Origin of the sequence: Aeromicrobium sp. Root472D3 (assembly GCF_001426485.1) — a bacterium.
Taxonomy (GTDB): Bacteria; Actinomycetota; Actinomycetes; order Propionibacteriales; family Nocardioidaceae; genus Aeromicrobium.
In genome coordinates, this window is the sequence record NZ_LMET01000001.1 from 1770524 (window position 1) to 1787828 (window position 17305).

Consider the following 17305-nt stretch of genomic DNA (forward strand, 5'->3'; position numbering starts at 1 on the left):
CCTGCCGCGGGTGATGGGAGAATGTCTCATCATGAGCACCCGCCCCGTCCCCCAGCCCGGGGCCACCGACCCGAAGGTCCTGCGCAACTTCTGCATCATCGCGCACATCGACCACGGCAAGTCGACGTTGGCCGACCGCATGCTGCAGCACACCGGCGTCGTCGACGGCCGTGACATGAAGGCCCAGTACCTCGACCGCATGGACATCGAGCGCGAGCGCGGCATCACGATCAAGAGCCAGGCCGTGCGCATGCCGTTCGTCAAGAGCAGCGGCGACGACGCCGGCGAGGTCTACGTCCTCAACATGATCGACACCCCGGGCCACGTCGACTTCACGTACGAGGTCAGCCGCAGCCTCGAGGCGTGCGAGGGTGCCGTGCTGCTCGTCGACGCCGCGCAGGGCATCGAGGCGCAGACGCTGGCGAACCTGTACCTCGCGATCGACGCCGACCTCGACATCATCCCGGTGCTCAACAAGATCGACCTGCCCGGCGCCCAGCCCGAGAAGTACGCCGAGGAGATCGCCGGCATCATCGGCGGCAACCCCGACGACGTCCTCCGTGTCTCGGCCAAGACGGGTCAGGGCGTCGAGGAGCTGCTCAACCTGATCGTCGACGAGATCCCGCCGCCGAAGGGCGATCCCGACGCCCCGCCGCGCGCGCTGATCTTCGACTCGGTCTACGACACGTACCGCGGCGTCGTGACGTACGTCCGCGTCGTCGACGGCAAGCTCAGCCACCGCGACAAGATCAAGATGATGTCGACCGGTGCGGTGCACGAGATGCTCGAGGTCGGCGTGATCTCGCCCGAGCCCGTCAAGGCGCCCGACCTGGGGGTCGGCGAGGTCGGCTACCTCATCACCGGGGTGAAGGAGGTGCGGCAGTCGCGCGTCGGCGACACCGTGACGTCCAACATCCGCGGCGCGACCGAGCCGCTCGGCGGCTACAAGACCCCCAACCCGATGGTCTACTCGGGCCTCTACCCGCTCGACGGCGACGACTACCCGACGTTGCGCGACGCGCTCGAGAAGCTGCAGCTCAACGACGCGGCACTGGTCTACGAGCCCGAGTCGTCCGGCGCGCTGGGCTTCGGCTTCCGCATCGGCTTCCTCGGACTGCTGCACCTCGAGATCGTCCGCGAGCGCCTCGAGCGCGAGTTCAACCTCGAGCTCATCTCGACCGCGCCCAACGTGGTCTACCGCGTCGAGATGGAGGACGGCAAGGAGATCGTCGTCACCAACCCGTCGGAGTACCCGTCCGACGGCAAGATCGACAAGGTCCTCGAGCCGGTCGTGCGGGCGACGGTGCTGAGCCCGTCCGACTACATCGGCGTCATCATGGAGCTGTGCCAGGCGCGCCGCGGCGTGCTGATCGGCATGGACTACCTGTCGGAGGACCGCGTCGAGATCAAGTACACGCTGCCCATGGGCGAGATCATGTTCGACTTCTTCGACGCGCTCAAGAGCCGCACGAAGGGCTACGCGTCGCTCGACTACGAGCCGACGGGCGAGCAGGCGTCCGACCTGGTCAAGGTCGACGTGCTGCTGCAGGGCGAGGTCGTCGACGCGTTCAGCGCGATCGTGCACCGCGACAACGCGTACGGGTACGGCGTCTCGCTGGCCGGCAAGCTCAAGGAGCTCATCCCGCGCCAGCAGTTCGAGGTGCCGATCCAGGCCGCGATCGGCGCGCGCGTCATCGCCCGCGAGAACATCCGCGCGATCCGCAAGGACGTGCTCGCCAAGTGCTACGGCGGCGACATCAGCCGCAAGCGCAAGCTGCTCGAGAAGCAGAAGGAGGGCAAGAAGCGCATGAAGATGGTCGGCCGCGTCGAGGTCCCCCAGGAGGCGTTCATCGCCGCGCTCTCGACGGGCGACGTCGACAAGAAGTAGGCCCGCGGATCGCGATCGGGGACGGGCCTCAGCGCGCCCCGAGGGCGGTGGCCACGTCGTGGGCCGTCCGCTGCCCGGATGCGAGCGCACCCTGGATCGACGGCGTGCTGCGGTGGTCGCCGCAGACGAAGACGCCGCCGCCGACGTCGGACGGCCGCCGCAGGTCCAGGGGCGGGGTCGACCTCGGCAGCGCCCGGACGACGTCGTGGCGCACCAGGAGGTCCCAGCCGGCGACGTCGACCCGCCACAGCCGCGCCGCCTCGGCCAGCGCAGCGGCGTCGGAGAGTCCGGCTCCGGCCAGCGTCGTCACCTGCACGAGGTCGCGCCCGGGCGGGGCGTAGCTGGGGGCGGCCGCGGAGACGACCGCCGAGTTGACGACGGGCCCGCGATCGCCGTCGACGACGAGCAGGCGGTCCTGCGGCAGCCCGGCAGGCGCGCTGAACCACCACGTGACCAGACCGCCGGTGGGGGCGGGCGGGACGACGCCCAGGCCCGTCGCGTCGTCGACGTCGGTGGCGACCACGACCACCCGCGCGTCGACCGCGCCCGACGCCGTGCGCACCGTGACGCCCGCCGACGTGCGGTCGATCCCCACCACGCGGGTGCCGGTCTCGGCCGGTCGCGCCAGCGTCGTCGCGAGCTGGGCCGGCAGGGCCCGCATGCCGTCCTGCGGCAGGGCCGGCGTGCCGAGCAGAAACCACCGGATCAGCAGGCGCGCGTACCGGGCCGAGGTGGCGCCGGTGTCGTCGGCCAGGACGCCGGCGAGGAACGGCTCCAGCACCTGCTCGCGCAGGGGTCCGCGCACGCCGGCCGCGTCGAGCGAGGCCGCCAGCGTGGTGTCGTCGCCGCGCATGATGCGCCGCTCGCCGCCGAGGATCGGCGCCGCCCAGCGCGCCAGGCCTGCCAGCTCCGTGGGCCGCAGCAGACCGCTGCGCAGGGTCGACGCCAGCAGCCTCGGCTCACGGCGGGGGTCGCCGAGCGTCGCCGCGCCCTCGCCCCGTCTCACCCGCACCCCGGCGGCGAAGGGCTGGAGGTGCAGGGCGTCGACGTCCACGAGCTCCTGCACCGCCGGGTACGCCGGGTTCAGCAGCTGGAAGCCGACGTCGCACAGGTGTCCGTCGACGACGTCGGTGCGCACCCGGCCACCCACCGCGTCGGAGGCCTCCAGCAGGCGGGCGTCGACGCCGAGCCGCTGCAGCCGTGCGGTGCAGACCAGTCCTGCGAGCCCTGCGCCGACCACGACCACGTCCGTTCGATCCGTCATGCGTCCACGATGCCATCCGCGGCGCGCCTCGGCTCTTCTCGGCGATAGCCTCGACCCATGCCAGCCCGCCTCGTGTCCGTCAACGTCGGGCGGACGGTCGACGTGCCGTGGGGCAAGCTCGGACGCAGCGCGATCGACAAGCGCCCGGTCGAGGGACCCGTGCACGTCGACGTCGTGGGGCTCGCGGGCGACCAGGTCGCCGACCAGGTCTTCCACGGCGGGCCCGACCAGGCGGTCTACGCCTACGCGGCCGAGGACCTGCAGGCATGGTCGGACGAGCTCGGCCGGACGCTGCGGCCCGGCCAGTTCGGCGAGAACCTGACGACCGAGGGCATCGACCTGACGGATGCGAGGGCGGGCGACCGCTGGCGGGTCGGCGGGGCCCTGCTCGAGATCGCGGGCGTCCGCATCCCGTGCTCGGTCTTCCAGGGCTTCCTCGACGAGGCGCAGTGGGTGCGACGGTTCATGGCCGGTCGCCGGCCCGGCCCGTACCTGCGGGTGCTGGAGGAGGGGCCCGTCGAGACCGGCGACGCGATCGAGGTCGTCGAGCGCCGCGACCACGACATCACGGTCGACCTGCTGTTCCGCGCGCTGACGACCGAGCGTGCCCTGATCCCGCGGCTCGCCGACGAGCCGCGCATCGACTCGTTCGTCGCCCGCCGGTTGGGTGAACGTCGCAACGACCGGCCGAGGTGACCGGCCAGTAGGTTAAGGTGATCGGCACCACATTCCCCCAGTACGTACAGCGAAGGATCACCAGATGCCTGCTCCTGCCGTCACCCCCGAACAGCTCGCCGTGATCGAGGGTCGCCCGACCAGCGTGTCCGCGATGTTCTTCGACCGAGTGAGGAAGAGCGGCTCCCGCGAGGCCTACCGGTACCCCGACGCGAACGAGACGTGGCAGTCGCTGACGTGGAGCCAGACCGGCGATCGCGTGACCCGCCTGGCCGCCGGCCTCGTGTCGCTCGGCATCGCGTCCGAGGAGCGTGTCGCGATCGCGTCCGGCACCCGTCTGGAGTGGATCCTGTCGGACCTGGCGATCAACGCCGCCGGCGCCGCGACCACGACGGTCTACCCGACGACGATGGCCGACGACGTCGCCTACATCCTGGCCGACTCCGACAGCAAGGTCGTGTTCGCCGAGGACGACGAGCAGGTCGCCAAGCTGCGCGCCAAGCACTCCGAGCTGCCGTCGGTCGGCAAGGTCGTCGTCTTCGACGGCACCACCGACGGCGACTGGGTCATCAGCTTCGACGACCTCGAGGCGCTGGGCGAGAAGCACCTCGCCGACCACCCGACCGTCGTCGAGGACCGCGTCGCGGCCCTGACCGGCGACTCGCTCGCGACCCTGATCTACACGTCCGGCACGACGGGACGGCCCAAGGGCGTCCGCCTCGCGCACGACGGCTGGGTCTACGAGGGCTACGTCATGGTGGCCGCCGACATCCTCACCGAGGACGACCTGCAGTTCCTGTGGCTGCCGATGGCCCACTCGTTCGGCAAGGTGCTGCTGTCGACGCAGCTCGCGATCGGCTTCGCGACCGCGATCGACGGCCGCGTCCCGCGCATCGTCGACAACCTCGCGATCGTCCGGCCGACGTTCATGGGGGCCGCACCGCGCATCTTCGAGAAGGCGTACGGCCGCATCATCGGCATGACGGAGGCCGAGGGCGGGGCCAAGCTCAAGATCTTCCGCTGGGCCGAGAAGGTCGGCCTCGCGCACTCGCGCGCCGTCCGGTCGGGCCAGCCCGTCTCGCCGGTGCTCAAGGCCCAGTTCGCGCTCGCCGACAAGCTCGTGTTCTCCAAGGTGCGCGCCCGCTTCGGCGGCCGCGTGCGGTTCTTCATCTCCGGCGCGGCGGCCCTGTCTCCCGACATCGCCGAGTGGTTCCACGCCGCGGGCGTCCTGATCCTCGAGGGCTACGGCCTGACCGAGAACTCGGCCGGCGCGTTCGTCAACCAGCCCGACAACTTCAAGATCGGCTCGGTCGGCATGGCGTTCCCGGGCAGCGAGGCCAAGATCGCCGAGGACGGCGAGATCCTCATCAAGGGCCCGCACGTCATGCGCGGGTACCACAACCTCGACACCGAGAGCGCGTCGACGCTGACTGACGAGGGCTGGCTGCACACGGGCGACGAGGGGCGCATCGACGAGGACGGCTTCCTGTTCATCACGGGACGCAAGAAGGAGCTGTTCAAGACCTCGGGCGGCAAGTACGTCGCCCCGCCGCACATCGAGGGCATGTTCAAGGGCATCAGCGCCCTGACGAGCCAGATCCTGGTGCACGGCAACGAGCGCAACTTCTGCTCGGCGCTCATCACCCTCGATCCCGACGCGGTCGCCGAGTGGGCGACGCACCACGGCATGGAGGGCAAGTCCTACACCGAGGTCGTGAGCTCGCCGCAGATGCGCGAGGTCGTCCAGGGCCAGATCGACGAGCTCAACGCCAAGGTCAACCGTTGGGAGACGATCAAGAAGTTCGCGATCCTCGACCACGACCTGTCGATCGAGTCCGGTGAGATCACCCCCAGCATGAAGGTCAAGCGCAACGTCGTCGAAGCCAACAACAAGGCGATCCTCGACGGCTTCTACGCTTAGCGGGTGCCACACGCCGAGAGCCCGACCCCGACGACGCGGGGCCGGGCTCTCGGCGTCTACGTGCACGTGCCGTTCTGCTCGGTGCGCTGCGGGTACTGCGACTTCAACACGTACACCGCCGACGAGCTCGGCGAGGGGGCCACGCGCGCCTCGTACGCCGACACCGCGATCGGAGAGATCGTGGCCTCGGGGCCGGCCGGGGGAGGGCGCCCCGTCGAGACGGTGTTCTTCGGCGGCGGCACGCCGACGCAGCTGCCGGCCGGCGACCTCGTGCGGATGCTGCGCGCCGTCGACGACTCCTTCGGTCTGCTCGACGGTGCCGAGGTCACGACCGAGGCCAATCCCGACTCGGTCACCCCGCAGTCGCTCGCGACGCTGCGGGCCGGCGGCTTCAACCGCATCTCGTTCGGCGTGCAGTCGGCCGTCCCGCACGTGCTCGCGACGCTCGAGCGCACGCACGACCCCGCCGGCGTCCCGCAGGCCGTCCGGTGGGCGCGCGAGGCGGGCTTCGAGCAGGTCAGCGTCGACCTGATCTACGGCACGCCGGGTGAGTCGATGGACGACTGGCGCACGAGCCTGGAGCAGGCCGTCGCCCTCGAGCCCGACCACGTCAGCGCGTACGCCCTGATCGTCGAGCAGGGCACCGCGTTCGCCCGCAAGGTGCGCCGCGGCGAGGTCGTGATGCCCGACGACGACGAGACGGCCGACAAGTACCTCCTGGCCGACGACCTGCTGACGGAGGCCGGGCTCGGCTGGTACGAGCTGTCGAACTGGGCGCGCGACGAGGCGGCCCAGTGCCGCCACAACGTCCTGTACTGGCACAGCGACGACTGGTTCGGCATCGGCCCCGGGGCGCACTCGCACGTCGCGGGGGAGCGCTGGTGGAACGTCAAGCACCCCGCGGCCTACGCGCAGCGGCTCGCGGCCGACGGCAGCGCGCGGCACGACGGCGAGTCGATCGACGCCGCGACGGCGCACGTCGAGCGCATCATGCTCGAGACGCGGCTGCGGTCGGGTCTGTCGGTGTCGGCGCTGGGCGCCGGCGCGCGCTCGCAGGTGCACGACCTCGTCGACCGCGACCTCGTGACGCTCGGCGACGACCGCCTGGTGCTGACGCGCACGGGTCGGCTGCTCGCCGATGCGGTGGTCCGCCAGCTCGTCGACTGATTCGCGCGCGTCACTCCGAGTTACCGCCTAGTCTGACGCCAGGGAGCGAGCCCGTGGGAGTGGGCTCGATGAGGTACCAGGGAGAGCGGTGAGGGAGCGATGTGCCACGCACATCGGCTGGTACGGGCGATTCTTGCGCTCGTGGCGGTCGCGACGATGATGATGACGACGGCTGTCGTGATGGCGGGGCCCGCGGGGGCGGCGTCCAGCTCGACGACGCTGTGCAAGGGGTTCCGGGCGTGTGCCGCCGAGGGGCGGGCCCACGGCGGCTACGCACCGGTGTACGGGCGGTCGTTCTGGAACATGCGGGCCGGCCACAACTGCACCAACTACGTGGCCTACCGGCTGACGCACGGCCGGACCGTGCCGCGTCCGCCCGGCGCGAACGACTCCGGCACGTGGGGCTCGGCGGCGCGCAAGGCCGGCATCCCGGTCAGCCGGACGCCCAGGGTCGGCTCGGTGGCGTGGTGGAAGCCGCGCTACCACGGCGCCTCGAAGGGCGGCCACGTCGCGTACGTCGAGGCGGTCCGGTCGGACGGCTCGATCGTGATCTCGGAGGACCACCTCGGCGGGACGTTCATGTGGCGCGTCCTCAAGCGCAAGGGCAGCGCCTGGCCGTCGGGGTTCATCCACTTCAAGGACACCGACGGGTCTCCCGCCGGTGCGATGCTGTGGGCGCGGGGCGAGGGAAACGGCGTCGTGCGTCTGTCGGCGACCGCCAACGAGCCCGACGTCGAGGCGGGGCAGCGCGGCTACCTCGTGACGGTCGGCGGCCCGATCGGCACGCCCGGCGTCGAGCAGTACCGCTTCAGCACGGAGTTCTTCCGGTTCGAGCGCTACACGACGCTCGCGACCCGCGGCCCGACGGTGCTGTTCGTGTACGCGCTGAACACGCCGGGCACGGGCGGGTCCGACCGCCTGCTCGGCACGTCGGCCGTCACGATCTCGTAGTGACCGCCCGGGACGGGGCAGCCGCTCAGTCCCGGGGGGCCGTCACGAAGTCGATGAGCTCCTCGACCCGCCCGAGGAACTCGGGCTCCAGGTCGGCGTAGGAGTCGACGCGGCTCAGGATGTGCTTCCACGCCCGGGCGATGTCGGCCTGGTCGGTGTGGGGCCAGCCGAGCGAGCGGCAGATGCCGTGCTTCCAGTCCTGGCCCCGCGGGATGACGGGCCACTTCTCGATGCCCAGGCGGGCGGGCTTGACCGACTGCCAGACGTCGACGTACGGGTGGCCGACCACCAGCACGTGCGGGCGTCCCGACACCTGCTCGGCGATGCGCGTCTCCTTCGAGCCCGGCACCAGGTGGTCGACCAGCACGCCGAGCCGCCGCTCGGCGGTCGGGGCGAAGTCGTCGACGATCGACGACAGGTCGTCGATCCCGCCGAGGTACTCGACCGCGACGCCCTCGATGCGCAGGTCGTCGCCCCAGACCCGTTCGACGAGCTCGGCGTCGTGCCGGCCCTCGACGAAGATGCGGCTCGGCAGCGCGACGCGCGCCTTCGCGCCGTGGACGGCCCGCGACCCCGAGGCCGTGCGGGTCGCGGTCTGCTTGGTCGCCGCCGACGGCGGACGCAGGACGACCGGCTTGCCCTCGAGCAGGTAGCCGGGGCCCAGGGGGAACGAGCGACGCTTGAGGCGGCGGTCCTCGAGGATCATCATGCCGAGGTCCTTCTCGACGGCCATGACCTCGCCGCAGAAGCCGCTGGTGGCGTCCTCGACGATCATGCCGCGCTCGACGACGACCTCCTCGGAGCGTCCTCGCGGCGGCTTCTTCCAGTCGCCGGACAGGACGTCGCTGCCGTAGCGGTCAACCATGCAGGGCTCCCAGGAGTCGTTGGTGCAGGTCCTCGACGTCGTCCTTGGTCAGCGGAGCGCCGTCCACGCCGGTGCCGAGCAGCGCGACGTCGCCGTCGAGCAGGCCGAGCGCGAGGTCGACCGCCGCGGCCCAGACGGCCCAGCCCTGCGCGGCGGCAGCGGGCAGGTCGGCGGCCCACAGATCGCCGAGGGCCACGAAGCGCCGGGTCTCGTCGGGGCCGATGTGCGTGACGGTCATGACCAGCTCGCCGCCCACGGGGCCGTCGCCCAGGTGGGCGACCTCGACGAAGAACGGGCCGCCCAGGTCGGCGGCCCAGACCGACGACATCGCGCCGCCCTGCGACTCGTGCGCGACGACGGTGCCGTCGTCGACCGTGACCCGCCGGGGCGCGTATGTGAGGGAACGCTCACCGCCTGTGACGATGACGTGCCCGTCAGGGGTCTCGCTGATTCCCTCCACGTCGTTAGACTGGCACTTGGCCGGTGAGAGTGCCAACGCGACGCGCTGGACGACCGGCCACCATCACGAGCAGGCCAAACCGAGCCCGACGAGAGGGGCACCGATGTCAGACGACCGCCGACTCGACGTCCTGCGCGCCATCGTCGAGGACTACGTCGCGACGCAGGAGCCCGTCGGCTCCCGCTCGCTGCTCGACCGGCACCAGCTGGGCGTGTCGCCCGCGACGGTCCGCAACGACATGGCCGTGCTCGAGGACGAGGGCTACATCACGCAGCCCCACACCAGCGCCGGCCGCATCCCGACCGACAAGGGCTACCGGCTGTTCGTCGACCGCCTGTCGACCGTCAAGTCGCTGACACCGGCCGAGCGCCGCGCGATCGAGACGTTCCTGACCGGCGCGGTCGACGTCGACGACGTCGTGCAGCGCAGCGTCAAGGTGCTGGCGCAGCTGACCAACCAGGTCGCGATCGTCCAGTACCCGTCGCTGACCCGCTCGACGGTGCGCCACATCGAGCTCGTCGCCCTCGAGGGGTCGCGCGTGCTGCTGGTCGTCATCACCAGCAGCGGCCGCGTCGAGCAGCGCATCATCGAGCTCGTCGAGACGCTCACCGACGACCTGGTCGCCGACCTGCGCACCCGCATCACCCGCGCGACGATGGGCGAGCGGCTTCCCGAGGCGTCCCTCAAGCTGGCCGACCTGATCGAGACGTTCGCGGTCAACGACCGTCCCGTCGTCACGTCGATCGTCACGACGCTGACGCAGACGTTCAGCAACGAGCGGTCCGACGAGCGCATCGCGGTCGGCGGCACCGCCAACCTGGCGCGCTTCGGCAGCGACTTCGACACCGCGATCAAGCCGGTGCTCGAGGCGATGGAGGAGCAGGTCGTGCTGCTCAGGCTGCTCGGCGAGGCCACGACGGGCCTGTCGGTGCGCATCGGCACCGAGACGGGGCACGAGGGGCTGTCGAGCACGGCGGTCGTCTCGTCGGCGTACGGGGCCGACGACCTCGCGCTCGCGACGCTCGGCACCGTCGGACCCACCCGCATGGACTATCCCGCGACGATGGCCGCCGTCGGCGCCGTCGCCCGCTACGTCGGCCGCACGTTGGCCGACAACTGACCCACCACACGTAAGGGCTATCCAGTACTCATGGCACAGGACTACTACGCAACGCTCGGCGTCGCCCGCGAGGCGACCCCCGAGGAGATCAAGAAGGCCTACCGCAAGCTCGCGCGCCAGCTGCACCCCGACGTCAACGACGCCCCCGACGCGTCCGACCGCTTCAAGGAGGTGACGGTCGCGTACGAGGTGCTGTCCGACGCCGAGAAGCGCTCGATGTTCGATCGCGGCGGCGACCCGATGGGCGGAGGTGGCCGCGGCGGCTTCGGCGGCGGCGCCCAGGGCTTCAACTTCGACGACATCATGGACGCGTTCTTCGGCCAGAACGGTCAGCAGCGCGGGCCGCGCTCGCGGCAGCAGCGCGGCCAGGACGCGCTCCTGCGCCTCGACGTCGACCTCGCCGAGGCCGCCTTCGGTGCGACCCACGAAATCAAGGTCGACACCGCCGTCACCTGCACGACGTGCGAGGGCAGCGGCGCGGCCAACGGGTCGCAGCCCGAGACGTGCCGCACGTGCCACGGCCACGGCGACGTCCAGCACGTCCAGCGGTCGCTGCTCGGCGACATCCGCACGTCCCGCCCGTGCCCCACGTGCCACGGCTTCGGCTCGGTCATCCCCGACCCGTGCCCCGAGTGCGCCGGCGAGGGCCGGGTGCGCTCGCGCCGCTCGATCACGGTGACGATCCCGGCCGGTGTCGACCAGGGCACCCGCATCCAGCTCGGGGGAGAGGGCGAGGTCGGCCCGGGCGGCGGACCCGCCGGCGACCTCTACCTCGAGATCAACGTGGCCCGCCACCCCGTGTTCCAGCGCAAGGGCGACCAGCTCTTCTGCCAGGTCAGCCTGCCGATGACGGCGGCCGCGCTCGGCACGCACCTCGACCTGCCGACGCTCGAGGCCGATGTCGCCGGCACCGACGAGGCCGACCGCACCGTGCGGCTCGACGTCGCGTCGGGCACGCAGTCCGGCGAGACCGTCACGATCAAGAACTTCGGCGTGCCCCGCCTGCGCGGGCCCGGCCGGGGCGACCTCAAGGTGCAGGTCGTCGTCGAGACGCCCTCGCGCATCGACGATCAGCAGCGCGCGCTGCTCGAGCAGCTCGCGTCGCTGCGCGACGAGGAGCGTCCCGAGGCCCTGATGGGCACGCACCACAAGGGTGTCTTCCACAAGATCAAGGACGCGTTCAAGTGAGCCTCGACTCCGTGCCCGACTGCCTGTTCTGCAAGATCGTCGCGGGCGACGTGCCCGCCGACATCGTGTCGAGCACCGACCACACCGTGGCGTTCCGCGACATCAACCCGCAGGCGCCCACCCACGTCCTGGTCATCCCGCGGCTGCACGCCGCCGACGCCGCGAGCCTCGCGCTGGCCTCGCCCGAGGCGGCCGTCGACCTGCTGGTCGAGTCGCGCCGCATCGCGGTCTCGGAGGGCCACGACTCGTACCGGCTCGTGTTCAACACCGGCGAGGGTGCGGGCCAGACGGTGTTCCACACCCACGGTCACGTGATCGCGGGCCGCGACCTCACCTGGCCTCCCGGCTGAGCCCCGTCACCGGGCGCCGCCACGGGGCCGGGCTGTCTCGACGGCCCACCACGCCTCGCTGGACGGCGGCTTCGCCGCGAACCGCTCACGCTCCGCTGGCGCGCTCCGACGTTCGCTCGCTGCGCCCGCGAGGTCTCCGCGTACGATTGGGACCACATGACTGACGACACGACACCCGCACACACGTTCACGATCCCGGCCAGCGTCCCGGCCGTCGCCCTGCTGGGCCCGGCCGACGAGTTCCTCCGGCTGATCGAGGACTCCTTCTCGTCGCGCATCCACGCGCGCGGCAACACCATCACGGTCACGGGCCCGCCCGCCGAGTCGGCGCTCGTCGAGCGGCTGCTCGACGAGCTCGTGACGATCCTGCGCACGGGGCAGAACCTGACGCGCGAGACCGTCGAGCGCAGCCTGTCGATGCTGCGCACCGAGACGCGCGAGAAGCCCGCCGAGGTACTGAGTCTCAACATCCTGTCGAACCGCGGTCGCACGATCCGCCCCAAGACGGTCAACCAGAAGCGCTACGTCGACGCGATCGACAAGCACACGATCGTCTTCGGCATCGGCCCCGCCGGCACCGGCAAGACGTACCTCGCGGTCGCCAAGGCCGTGCAGGCGCTGCAGGCCAAGCAGGTCAACCGCATCATCCTGACGCGTCCGGCCGTCGAGGCCGGCGAGCGCCTGGGGTTCCTGCCCGGCTCGCTCAGCGAGAAGATCGACCCGTACCTGCGTCCGCTCTACGACGCCCTGCACGACATGGTCGACCCCGAGACGATCCCCAAGCTGCTGACGGGCGGCGTCATCGAGGTCGCGCCGCTGGCCTACATGCGCGGCCGTTCGCTCAACGACGCGTTCATCATCCTCGACGAGGCGCAGAACACGACGCCCGAGCAGATGAAGATGTTCCTGACCCGCCTGGGCTTCGGCTCCAAGATGGTCGTGACGGGCGACGTCACGCAGGTCGACCTGCCGAGCGGCAACAAGAGCGGCCTGCGGGTCGTCCAGGACATCCTCGACGACGTCAGCGACATCCACTTCGCCCACCTCAGCGCGACCGACGTCGTGCGGCACAAGCTGGTCGGCCAGATCGTCGCGGCCTACGGCGAGTTCGAGTCCGAGACGCACGAGGCAGGTGCTGACTCCCATGAACGTCGACGTACTCGATGAGTCCGGCACCGACGTCGACGTCGTCGGTCTGACCAGGCTCTGCCGCTTCGCGATGCGCCGCATGCGGCTGCACCCCGCGACCGAGCTGACGGTGCGGCTCGTCGATCCCGAGACCATCGCGGTGCTCAACGAGCAGTGGATGGGCAAGAAGGGCCCGACCGACGTCCTGTCGTTCCCGATGGACGAGCTGACGCCCGGCACCGACGGCGAGGAGAGCCCCGAGGGGTACCTCGGCGACATCGCCCTGTGCCCGCAGGTCGCCGAGCAGCAGGCTCCCGCCGCAGGTCACACGACCCGCGACGAGATCGACCTGCTGACGGTGCACGGCATCCTGCACCTGCTGGGCTACGACCACGCCGAGCCCGACGAGCACCGGGAGATGTTCGGCATCCAGGGCCGGCTCCTGCTCGAGTGGCAGCAGTCGGCCGCGGGCGTCGACCCCGAGGACGCGTGAGGTCCGCGCGATGACGTGGTTGCCGATCATCCTGTCCGTCGTGCTCGCCGTCGTCGCCGGCACGCTCGCCAGCGTCGACGCCGCGATCTCGGCGTTCTCCAAGGCGCGCGCCGAGGAGCTCGACGACGAGGGCCGCTCGGGTGCCGCGGGCCTCGTCCGCATCCTCGACGACCCCGCGGCCTACCTCAACTCGGTGCTGCTGATGCGCGTGCTGACCGAGACCGCGAGCATCGTGCTGGTCGCCCTCGTGGTGGCCGACCAGCTCGACGGGCTGTGGCCGCGGTTCGGCGTCGCGGTCGCGATCATGGTCGTCGTCAGCTTCGTGCTGATCGGGGTGGGTCCGCGCACCCTCGGACGTCAGCACGCCGAGTCGATCGCCCTGGCGTCGACCGTCCCGGTCATCGTCCTGACACGGCTGCTGGGCCCCGTGCCGCAGCTGCTGATCCTGCTCGGCAACGCCGTCACGCCCGGCAAGGGGTTCCGCGAGGGGCCGTTCGCGTCCGAGGTCGAGGTGCGCGAGCTCGTCGACCTCGCCGCCGCCAGCTCGATCATCGAGACCGACGAGGGGCGCATGCTCCAGTCGGTCTTCGAGCTCGGCGACACGATCGTGCGCGAGGTCATGGTGCCGCGCACCGACCTGGTGTTCGTCGAGCGTCACAAGACGCTGCGCCAGACGATGTCGCTGGCCCTGCGCAGCGGCTACTCGCGCATGCCCGTCGTCGGCGAGAACCTCGACGACGTGGTCGGCATGGCCTACCTGAAGGACGTCACCAAGCGGGTGTTCGACAACCACACCGCCGAGACGACCGAGCGCATCGAGTCGATCACGCGCCCGTGCCTGTTCGTCCCCGACACCAAGCCGGCCGACGACCTCCTCAAGGAGATGCAGGCCCAACGCATGCACGTCGCGATCGTCGTCGACGAGTTCGGCGGCACGGCGGGCATGATCACGATCGAGGACATCCTCGAGGAGATCGTCGGCGAGATCACCGACGAGTACGACACCGAGCCCGATGCCAGCCAGAAGCTGTCCGACGGCTCGTGGCGGGTCAGCTCGCGCTTCGAGGTCGACGACCTCGAGGACCTCTTCGACATCCCGATCGAGGACGAGGACGTCGACTCCGTCGGCGGTCTCATGGCCAAGCACCTCGGCAAGGTGCCGATCCGCGGCAGCGTCGTCGAGGTCGAGGGCCTGCGCTTCGAGGCCGAGGGCCCGTCCGGTCGCCGCAACCGCATCGGGCACGTCGTCGTGAGCCGCCTGGAGCCCGCCGACGTCCCCGACCCCTCCGAACGACGACCGAAAGGGTCCGACCATGGATCTCAGTCCTGAAGACGCCAAGCTGGTGACGTTGGCGCGCAGCTCGCGCGCCCGCACCACCGCCGAGCACGGCGCGGCGGTGCGCGACCAGGACGGACGCACGTACGTCGCCTCGACCGTGGCCCTGCCGTCGCTGCGCGTCGACGCGCTCGACCTCGCCGTCGCGATGGCGGTCTCGTCGGGCGCGACCGGCATCGAGGCCGCGGCGCTCGTGGGCGACATGGTGCCCGAGCCCGTCGTCGACGGCACCGCGGTGCGCGACGTGTCGGGTCACGGCATCGCGGTCTACCTGGCCGATCCCAGCGGCACCGTCGTCAAGGTCCGCACCACGTGAGCGCGCACCGCTCCGGGTTCGCGTGCTTCGTCGGACGCCCCAACGCCGGCAAGTCGACGCTGACGAACGCGTTGGTCGGCGGCAAGATCGCGATCACGTCGTCCAAGCCGCAGACCACGCGCCACGCGATCCGCGGGCTCGTCAACCGCGACGACGCGCAGCTGATCCTGATCGACACCCCCGGTCTGCACAAGCCGCACACCCTGCTCGGCGAGCGCCTCAACGCGCTCGTGCGCTCGACGTGGTCGGAGGTCGACACGATCGGCATGTGCCTGCCGGCCAACGAGAGCGTCGGCGAGGGCGACAAGTTCCTGATGCGCGAGCTGGCCGAGCTGCAGAAGACGGGCCGCGGGCGCAGGAAGCCGATCTTCGCGATCGCGACCAAGATCGACCTCGTCAAGCCCGACAAGCTGCGCGACCACCTGCTGTCGATCCAGCAGGTCAGTGCCGACCTGGGGTTGCAGTTCCAGGAGATCATCCCCGTGTCGGCGGTCGCCGACGACCAGATCGGGCTGCTCGCCGACCTGCTGGTCGGCACGCTGCCCGAGGGCCCGGCGCTGTACCCGGAGGGTCAGCTCACCGACGAGCCCGAGGAGACGCTGATCGCCGAGATCATCCGCGAGGCGGCCCTCGAGGGCGTCCGCGACGAGCTCCCGCACTCGATCGCCGTCGTCGTCGACGAGATGGTGCCGCGCGCGGACCGTCCCGAGCACAAGCCGCTGATCGACGTCCGCGTCAACGTGTACGTCGAGCGCGACAGCCAGAAGGGCATCATCATCGGCAAGCAGGGGGCCCGCCTGCGCCAGATCGGCAGCGACTCGCGCTCGCAGATCGAGAAGATCCTCGGCACGCCCGTCTACCTCGACCTGCACGTCAAGGTCGCCAAGGAGTGGCAGCGCGATCCCAAGCAGCTGCGCAAGCTCGGCTTCTGAGCGGTCGGCGGTCTCTACCTCCAGATGCCGCGATCGTGCTTCTTCGCCGATCGTTCCGCCCTCTTGTAGCTCTTCTTCCTGGTGAGCGGGTCGCACCGCCGGGCGTCGTAGAACCGGGCCCAGCCCTTCGACAGCTGTGCCTTGTTGACGTCCTTCGAGCCGCGCTTGACGTATCGGAGGGCTCGGCCGTAGACGTCCGCGTACGGCTGGGTCGGGTCGCTCGTCAGCACGATCGTCCGGCCCACGGGGGTCAGCTTCTTCAGCGCCTTCGTGGCCGAGCCGTAGCCCTTCCTCCCGCGCTCGGGCGAGTTGATGCCGAGCAGCCGGATCTTGGAGCGGGTGCCGTCGATCCTGACCCGCAGGGTGTCGCCGTCGATCACCGACACCACGACGGCCTTCTCCGTGACCTTCGGGTTCACGGCGCACGGCGCGGCGACGGGCGCAGGGGGCGCGGGCGGAGGTGGTGCGGGCGCCGACGACGTGCTGCAGGGGCACGGCAGGTCCTCGCACGCCAGCCCGTCACCGTCGTAGTCGAGGCGGTGCGGGTCCGAGCCGGGGCCGCCGTTGGCGACGAAGAAGGCTTGGGCGTCGGCCTGGGTGGCGAAGTCGCCGCAGTCCCTGTCTGCCGCCTGCGCGGGCGTCGCCGCCAGCAGCGAGCCGCCGACCAGCACGACGGTGAGCGCGGACGCGAGCATGCCGCGGAGTCGGTTCATCGCCAGACCGTAACAGCCGGTTCTCGCCGTCGTACTGGGATTGGAGGAGAAAACGGGCAGCGATGCCCGAGCCGCCTCAGCCGGCGCGGGGGTGTTGTCGGGTGAAGCGTGAGTGGCGTTGGGGGGTCCGGTCGGGGTCGACGTGCGGTGGTGGGATGACCTCGACGATGCCGTCGTCGGCCATGCGAGCGGTCCACTGCCCCTCGTGGNACCTTCGGCCCAGAAGTCCAGGTGGTGCGCCTCGCACCAGGCCGGTGGCCGGTCACAGCGCGGGAACACGCACCCGCCGTCGCGGGTCGCCAGGATCAGCCTCTGGTGACGGTCGTACAACCGGCGGGTGGTGCCGTGGTCGATGACGCGTGAGTCGCCGTCCAGCAGCAGTGCCACGAGGTGGGCGTTGCACGCCATCCGCTGGGCCTTGGTGGCCGACATCGTGGTGCCCGAGGTGTTGGTGGCCGTACCGGTTCCGGTGGCCAGGTTGTCGGCGTCGATCGTGACCGCAACCGTCGCAGCCAGACCACCGGAGACCGGTAGCGCG

At 70.9% G+C, this 17305-nt stretch carries 17 protein-coding genes and 1 pseudogene; 13 read left to right on the plus strand and 5 right to left on the minus strand.

The features are described from left to right. The first annotated feature begins 31 nt into the window (after positions 1–31). A complete protein-coding gene (gene lepA / locus ASD10_RS08675) occupies positions 32–1888 on the plus strand; it encodes a translation elongation factor 4 (protein WP_056607358.1) in 1857 nt (618 codons plus the stop codon). A 28-nt stretch (positions 1889–1916) separates the two neighbouring features. Here lepA and ASD10_RS08680 read toward each other — a convergent pair whose 3' ends face one another. Then, positions 1917–3152 (minus strand): FAD-dependent oxidoreductase, encoded by a 1236-nt coding sequence (locus ASD10_RS08680; RefSeq protein WP_056607359.1) that lies wholly within the window; start codon positions 3150–3152, stop codon positions 1917–1919. A 57-nt stretch (positions 3153–3209) separates the two neighbouring features. Between ASD10_RS08680 and ASD10_RS08685 the strand changes: the two genes are divergently transcribed. The 4 genes from ASD10_RS08685 to ASD10_RS08700 all read left to right on the plus strand — a co-directional run bounded on the left by ASD10_RS08685 (position 3210) and on the right by ASD10_RS08700 (position 7866). After that, entirely contained in the window at positions 3210–3848 is a 639-nt protein-coding gene (locus tag ASD10_RS08685) for an MOSC domain-containing protein (protein ID WP_056607362.1), read from the plus strand. A gap of 64 nt (positions 3849–3912) precedes the next feature. After that, positions 3913–5748, plus strand: coding sequence for a long-chain fatty acid--CoA ligase (locus tag ASD10_RS08690; protein ID WP_056607364.1), 1836 nt, complete (start codon positions 3913–3915; stop codon positions 5746–5748). 3 nt (positions 5749–5751) lie between these two features. Next, positions 5752–6915 carry a radical SAM family heme chaperone HemW gene (gene hemW, locus ASD10_RS08695; protein ID WP_056607366.1) on the plus strand — a complete coding sequence of 388 codons (1164 nt, stop codon included), beginning with the start codon at positions 5752–5754 and terminating at the stop codon, positions 6913–6915. Between the two features lie 141 nt (positions 6916–7056). Continuing rightward, the gene (locus ASD10_RS08700) at positions 7057–7866 is read left to right on the plus strand and encodes a CHAP domain-containing protein (protein WP_056607368.1); all 810 of its coding nucleotides are present in this window, start codon (positions 7057–7059) and stop codon (positions 7864–7866) included. Positions 7867–7891: 25 nt separating this feature from the next. Here the strand turns inward: ASD10_RS08700 and ASD10_RS08705 are convergent, their stop codons facing one another. Both ASD10_RS08705 and ASD10_RS08710 read right to left on the minus strand, forming a co-directional pair. Further along, positions 7892–8731, minus strand: a complete 840-nt coding sequence (locus ASD10_RS08705; protein ID WP_056607369.1) for a DUF3097 domain-containing protein — start codon at positions 8729–8731, stop codon at positions 7892–7894. Next, entirely contained in the window at positions 8724–9191 is a 468-nt protein-coding gene (locus ASD10_RS08710) for a hypothetical protein (protein WP_056607371.1), read from the minus strand. The genes ASD10_RS08705 and ASD10_RS08710 overlap by 8 nt, the downstream gene beginning before the upstream one ends. A 103-nt stretch (positions 9192–9294) precedes the next feature. Here ASD10_RS08710 and hrcA point away from each other — a divergent pair, with 103 nt between their 5' ends. The 8 genes from hrcA (at position 9295) to era (ending at position 16054) form a co-directional block, all read left to right on the plus strand. Next, positions 9295–10311 carry a heat-inducible transcriptional repressor HrcA gene (gene hrcA / locus ASD10_RS08715; protein ID WP_056607373.1) on the plus strand — a complete coding sequence of 339 codons (1017 nt, stop codon included), beginning with the start codon at positions 9295–9297 and terminating at the stop codon, positions 10309–10311. 30 nt (positions 10312–10341) lie between these two features. After that, a complete protein-coding gene (dnaJ, locus tag ASD10_RS08720; protein WP_056607375.1) occupies positions 10342–11499 on the plus strand; it encodes a molecular chaperone DnaJ in 1158 nt (385 codons plus the stop codon). Further along, positions 11496–11849, plus strand: coding sequence for an HIT domain-containing protein (locus tag ASD10_RS08725; protein WP_056607376.1), 354 nt, complete (start codon positions 11496–11498; stop codon positions 11847–11849). Before dnaJ ends, ASD10_RS08725 begins: the two co-directional genes overlap by 4 nt. Before the next feature lie 156 nt (positions 11850–12005). Continuing rightward, entirely contained in the window at positions 12006–13016 is a 1011-nt protein-coding gene (locus ASD10_RS08730) for a PhoH family protein (protein WP_056607378.1), read from the plus strand. Continuing rightward, positions 12994–13470, plus strand: a complete 477-nt coding sequence (gene ybeY / locus ASD10_RS08735; RefSeq protein ID WP_056607381.1) for an rRNA maturation RNase YbeY — start codon at positions 12994–12996, stop codon at positions 13468–13470. Before ASD10_RS08730 ends, ybeY begins: the two co-directional genes overlap by 23 nt. 10 nt (positions 13471–13480) lie before the next feature. Next, a complete protein-coding gene (locus ASD10_RS08740) occupies positions 13481–14800 on the plus strand; it encodes a hemolysin family protein (RefSeq protein ID WP_056607383.1) in 1320 nt (439 codons plus the stop codon). After that, positions 14784–15122: a hypothetical protein gene (locus ASD10_RS08745; protein WP_056607385.1), complete on the plus strand. Its 339-nt coding sequence runs from the start codon at positions 14784–14786 to the stop codon at positions 15120–15122. Before ASD10_RS08740 ends, ASD10_RS08745 begins: the two co-directional genes overlap by 17 nt. After that, entirely contained in the window at positions 15119–16054 is a 936-nt protein-coding gene (gene era, locus ASD10_RS08750) for a GTPase Era (RefSeq protein ID WP_056607388.1), read from the plus strand. The genes ASD10_RS08745 and era overlap by 4 nt, the downstream gene beginning before the upstream one ends. Before the next feature lie 14 nt (positions 16055–16068). Here the strand turns inward: era and ASD10_RS19330 are convergent, their stop codons facing one another. Next, entirely contained in the window at positions 16069–16767 is a 699-nt protein-coding gene (locus ASD10_RS19330) for a thermonuclease family protein (protein WP_056607389.1), read from the minus strand. A 210-nt stretch (positions 16768–16977) separates the two neighbouring features. Then, a pseudogene (locus tag ASD10_RS19600) lies at positions 16978–17305 on the minus strand (DUF222 domain-containing protein); the annotation flags it as partial.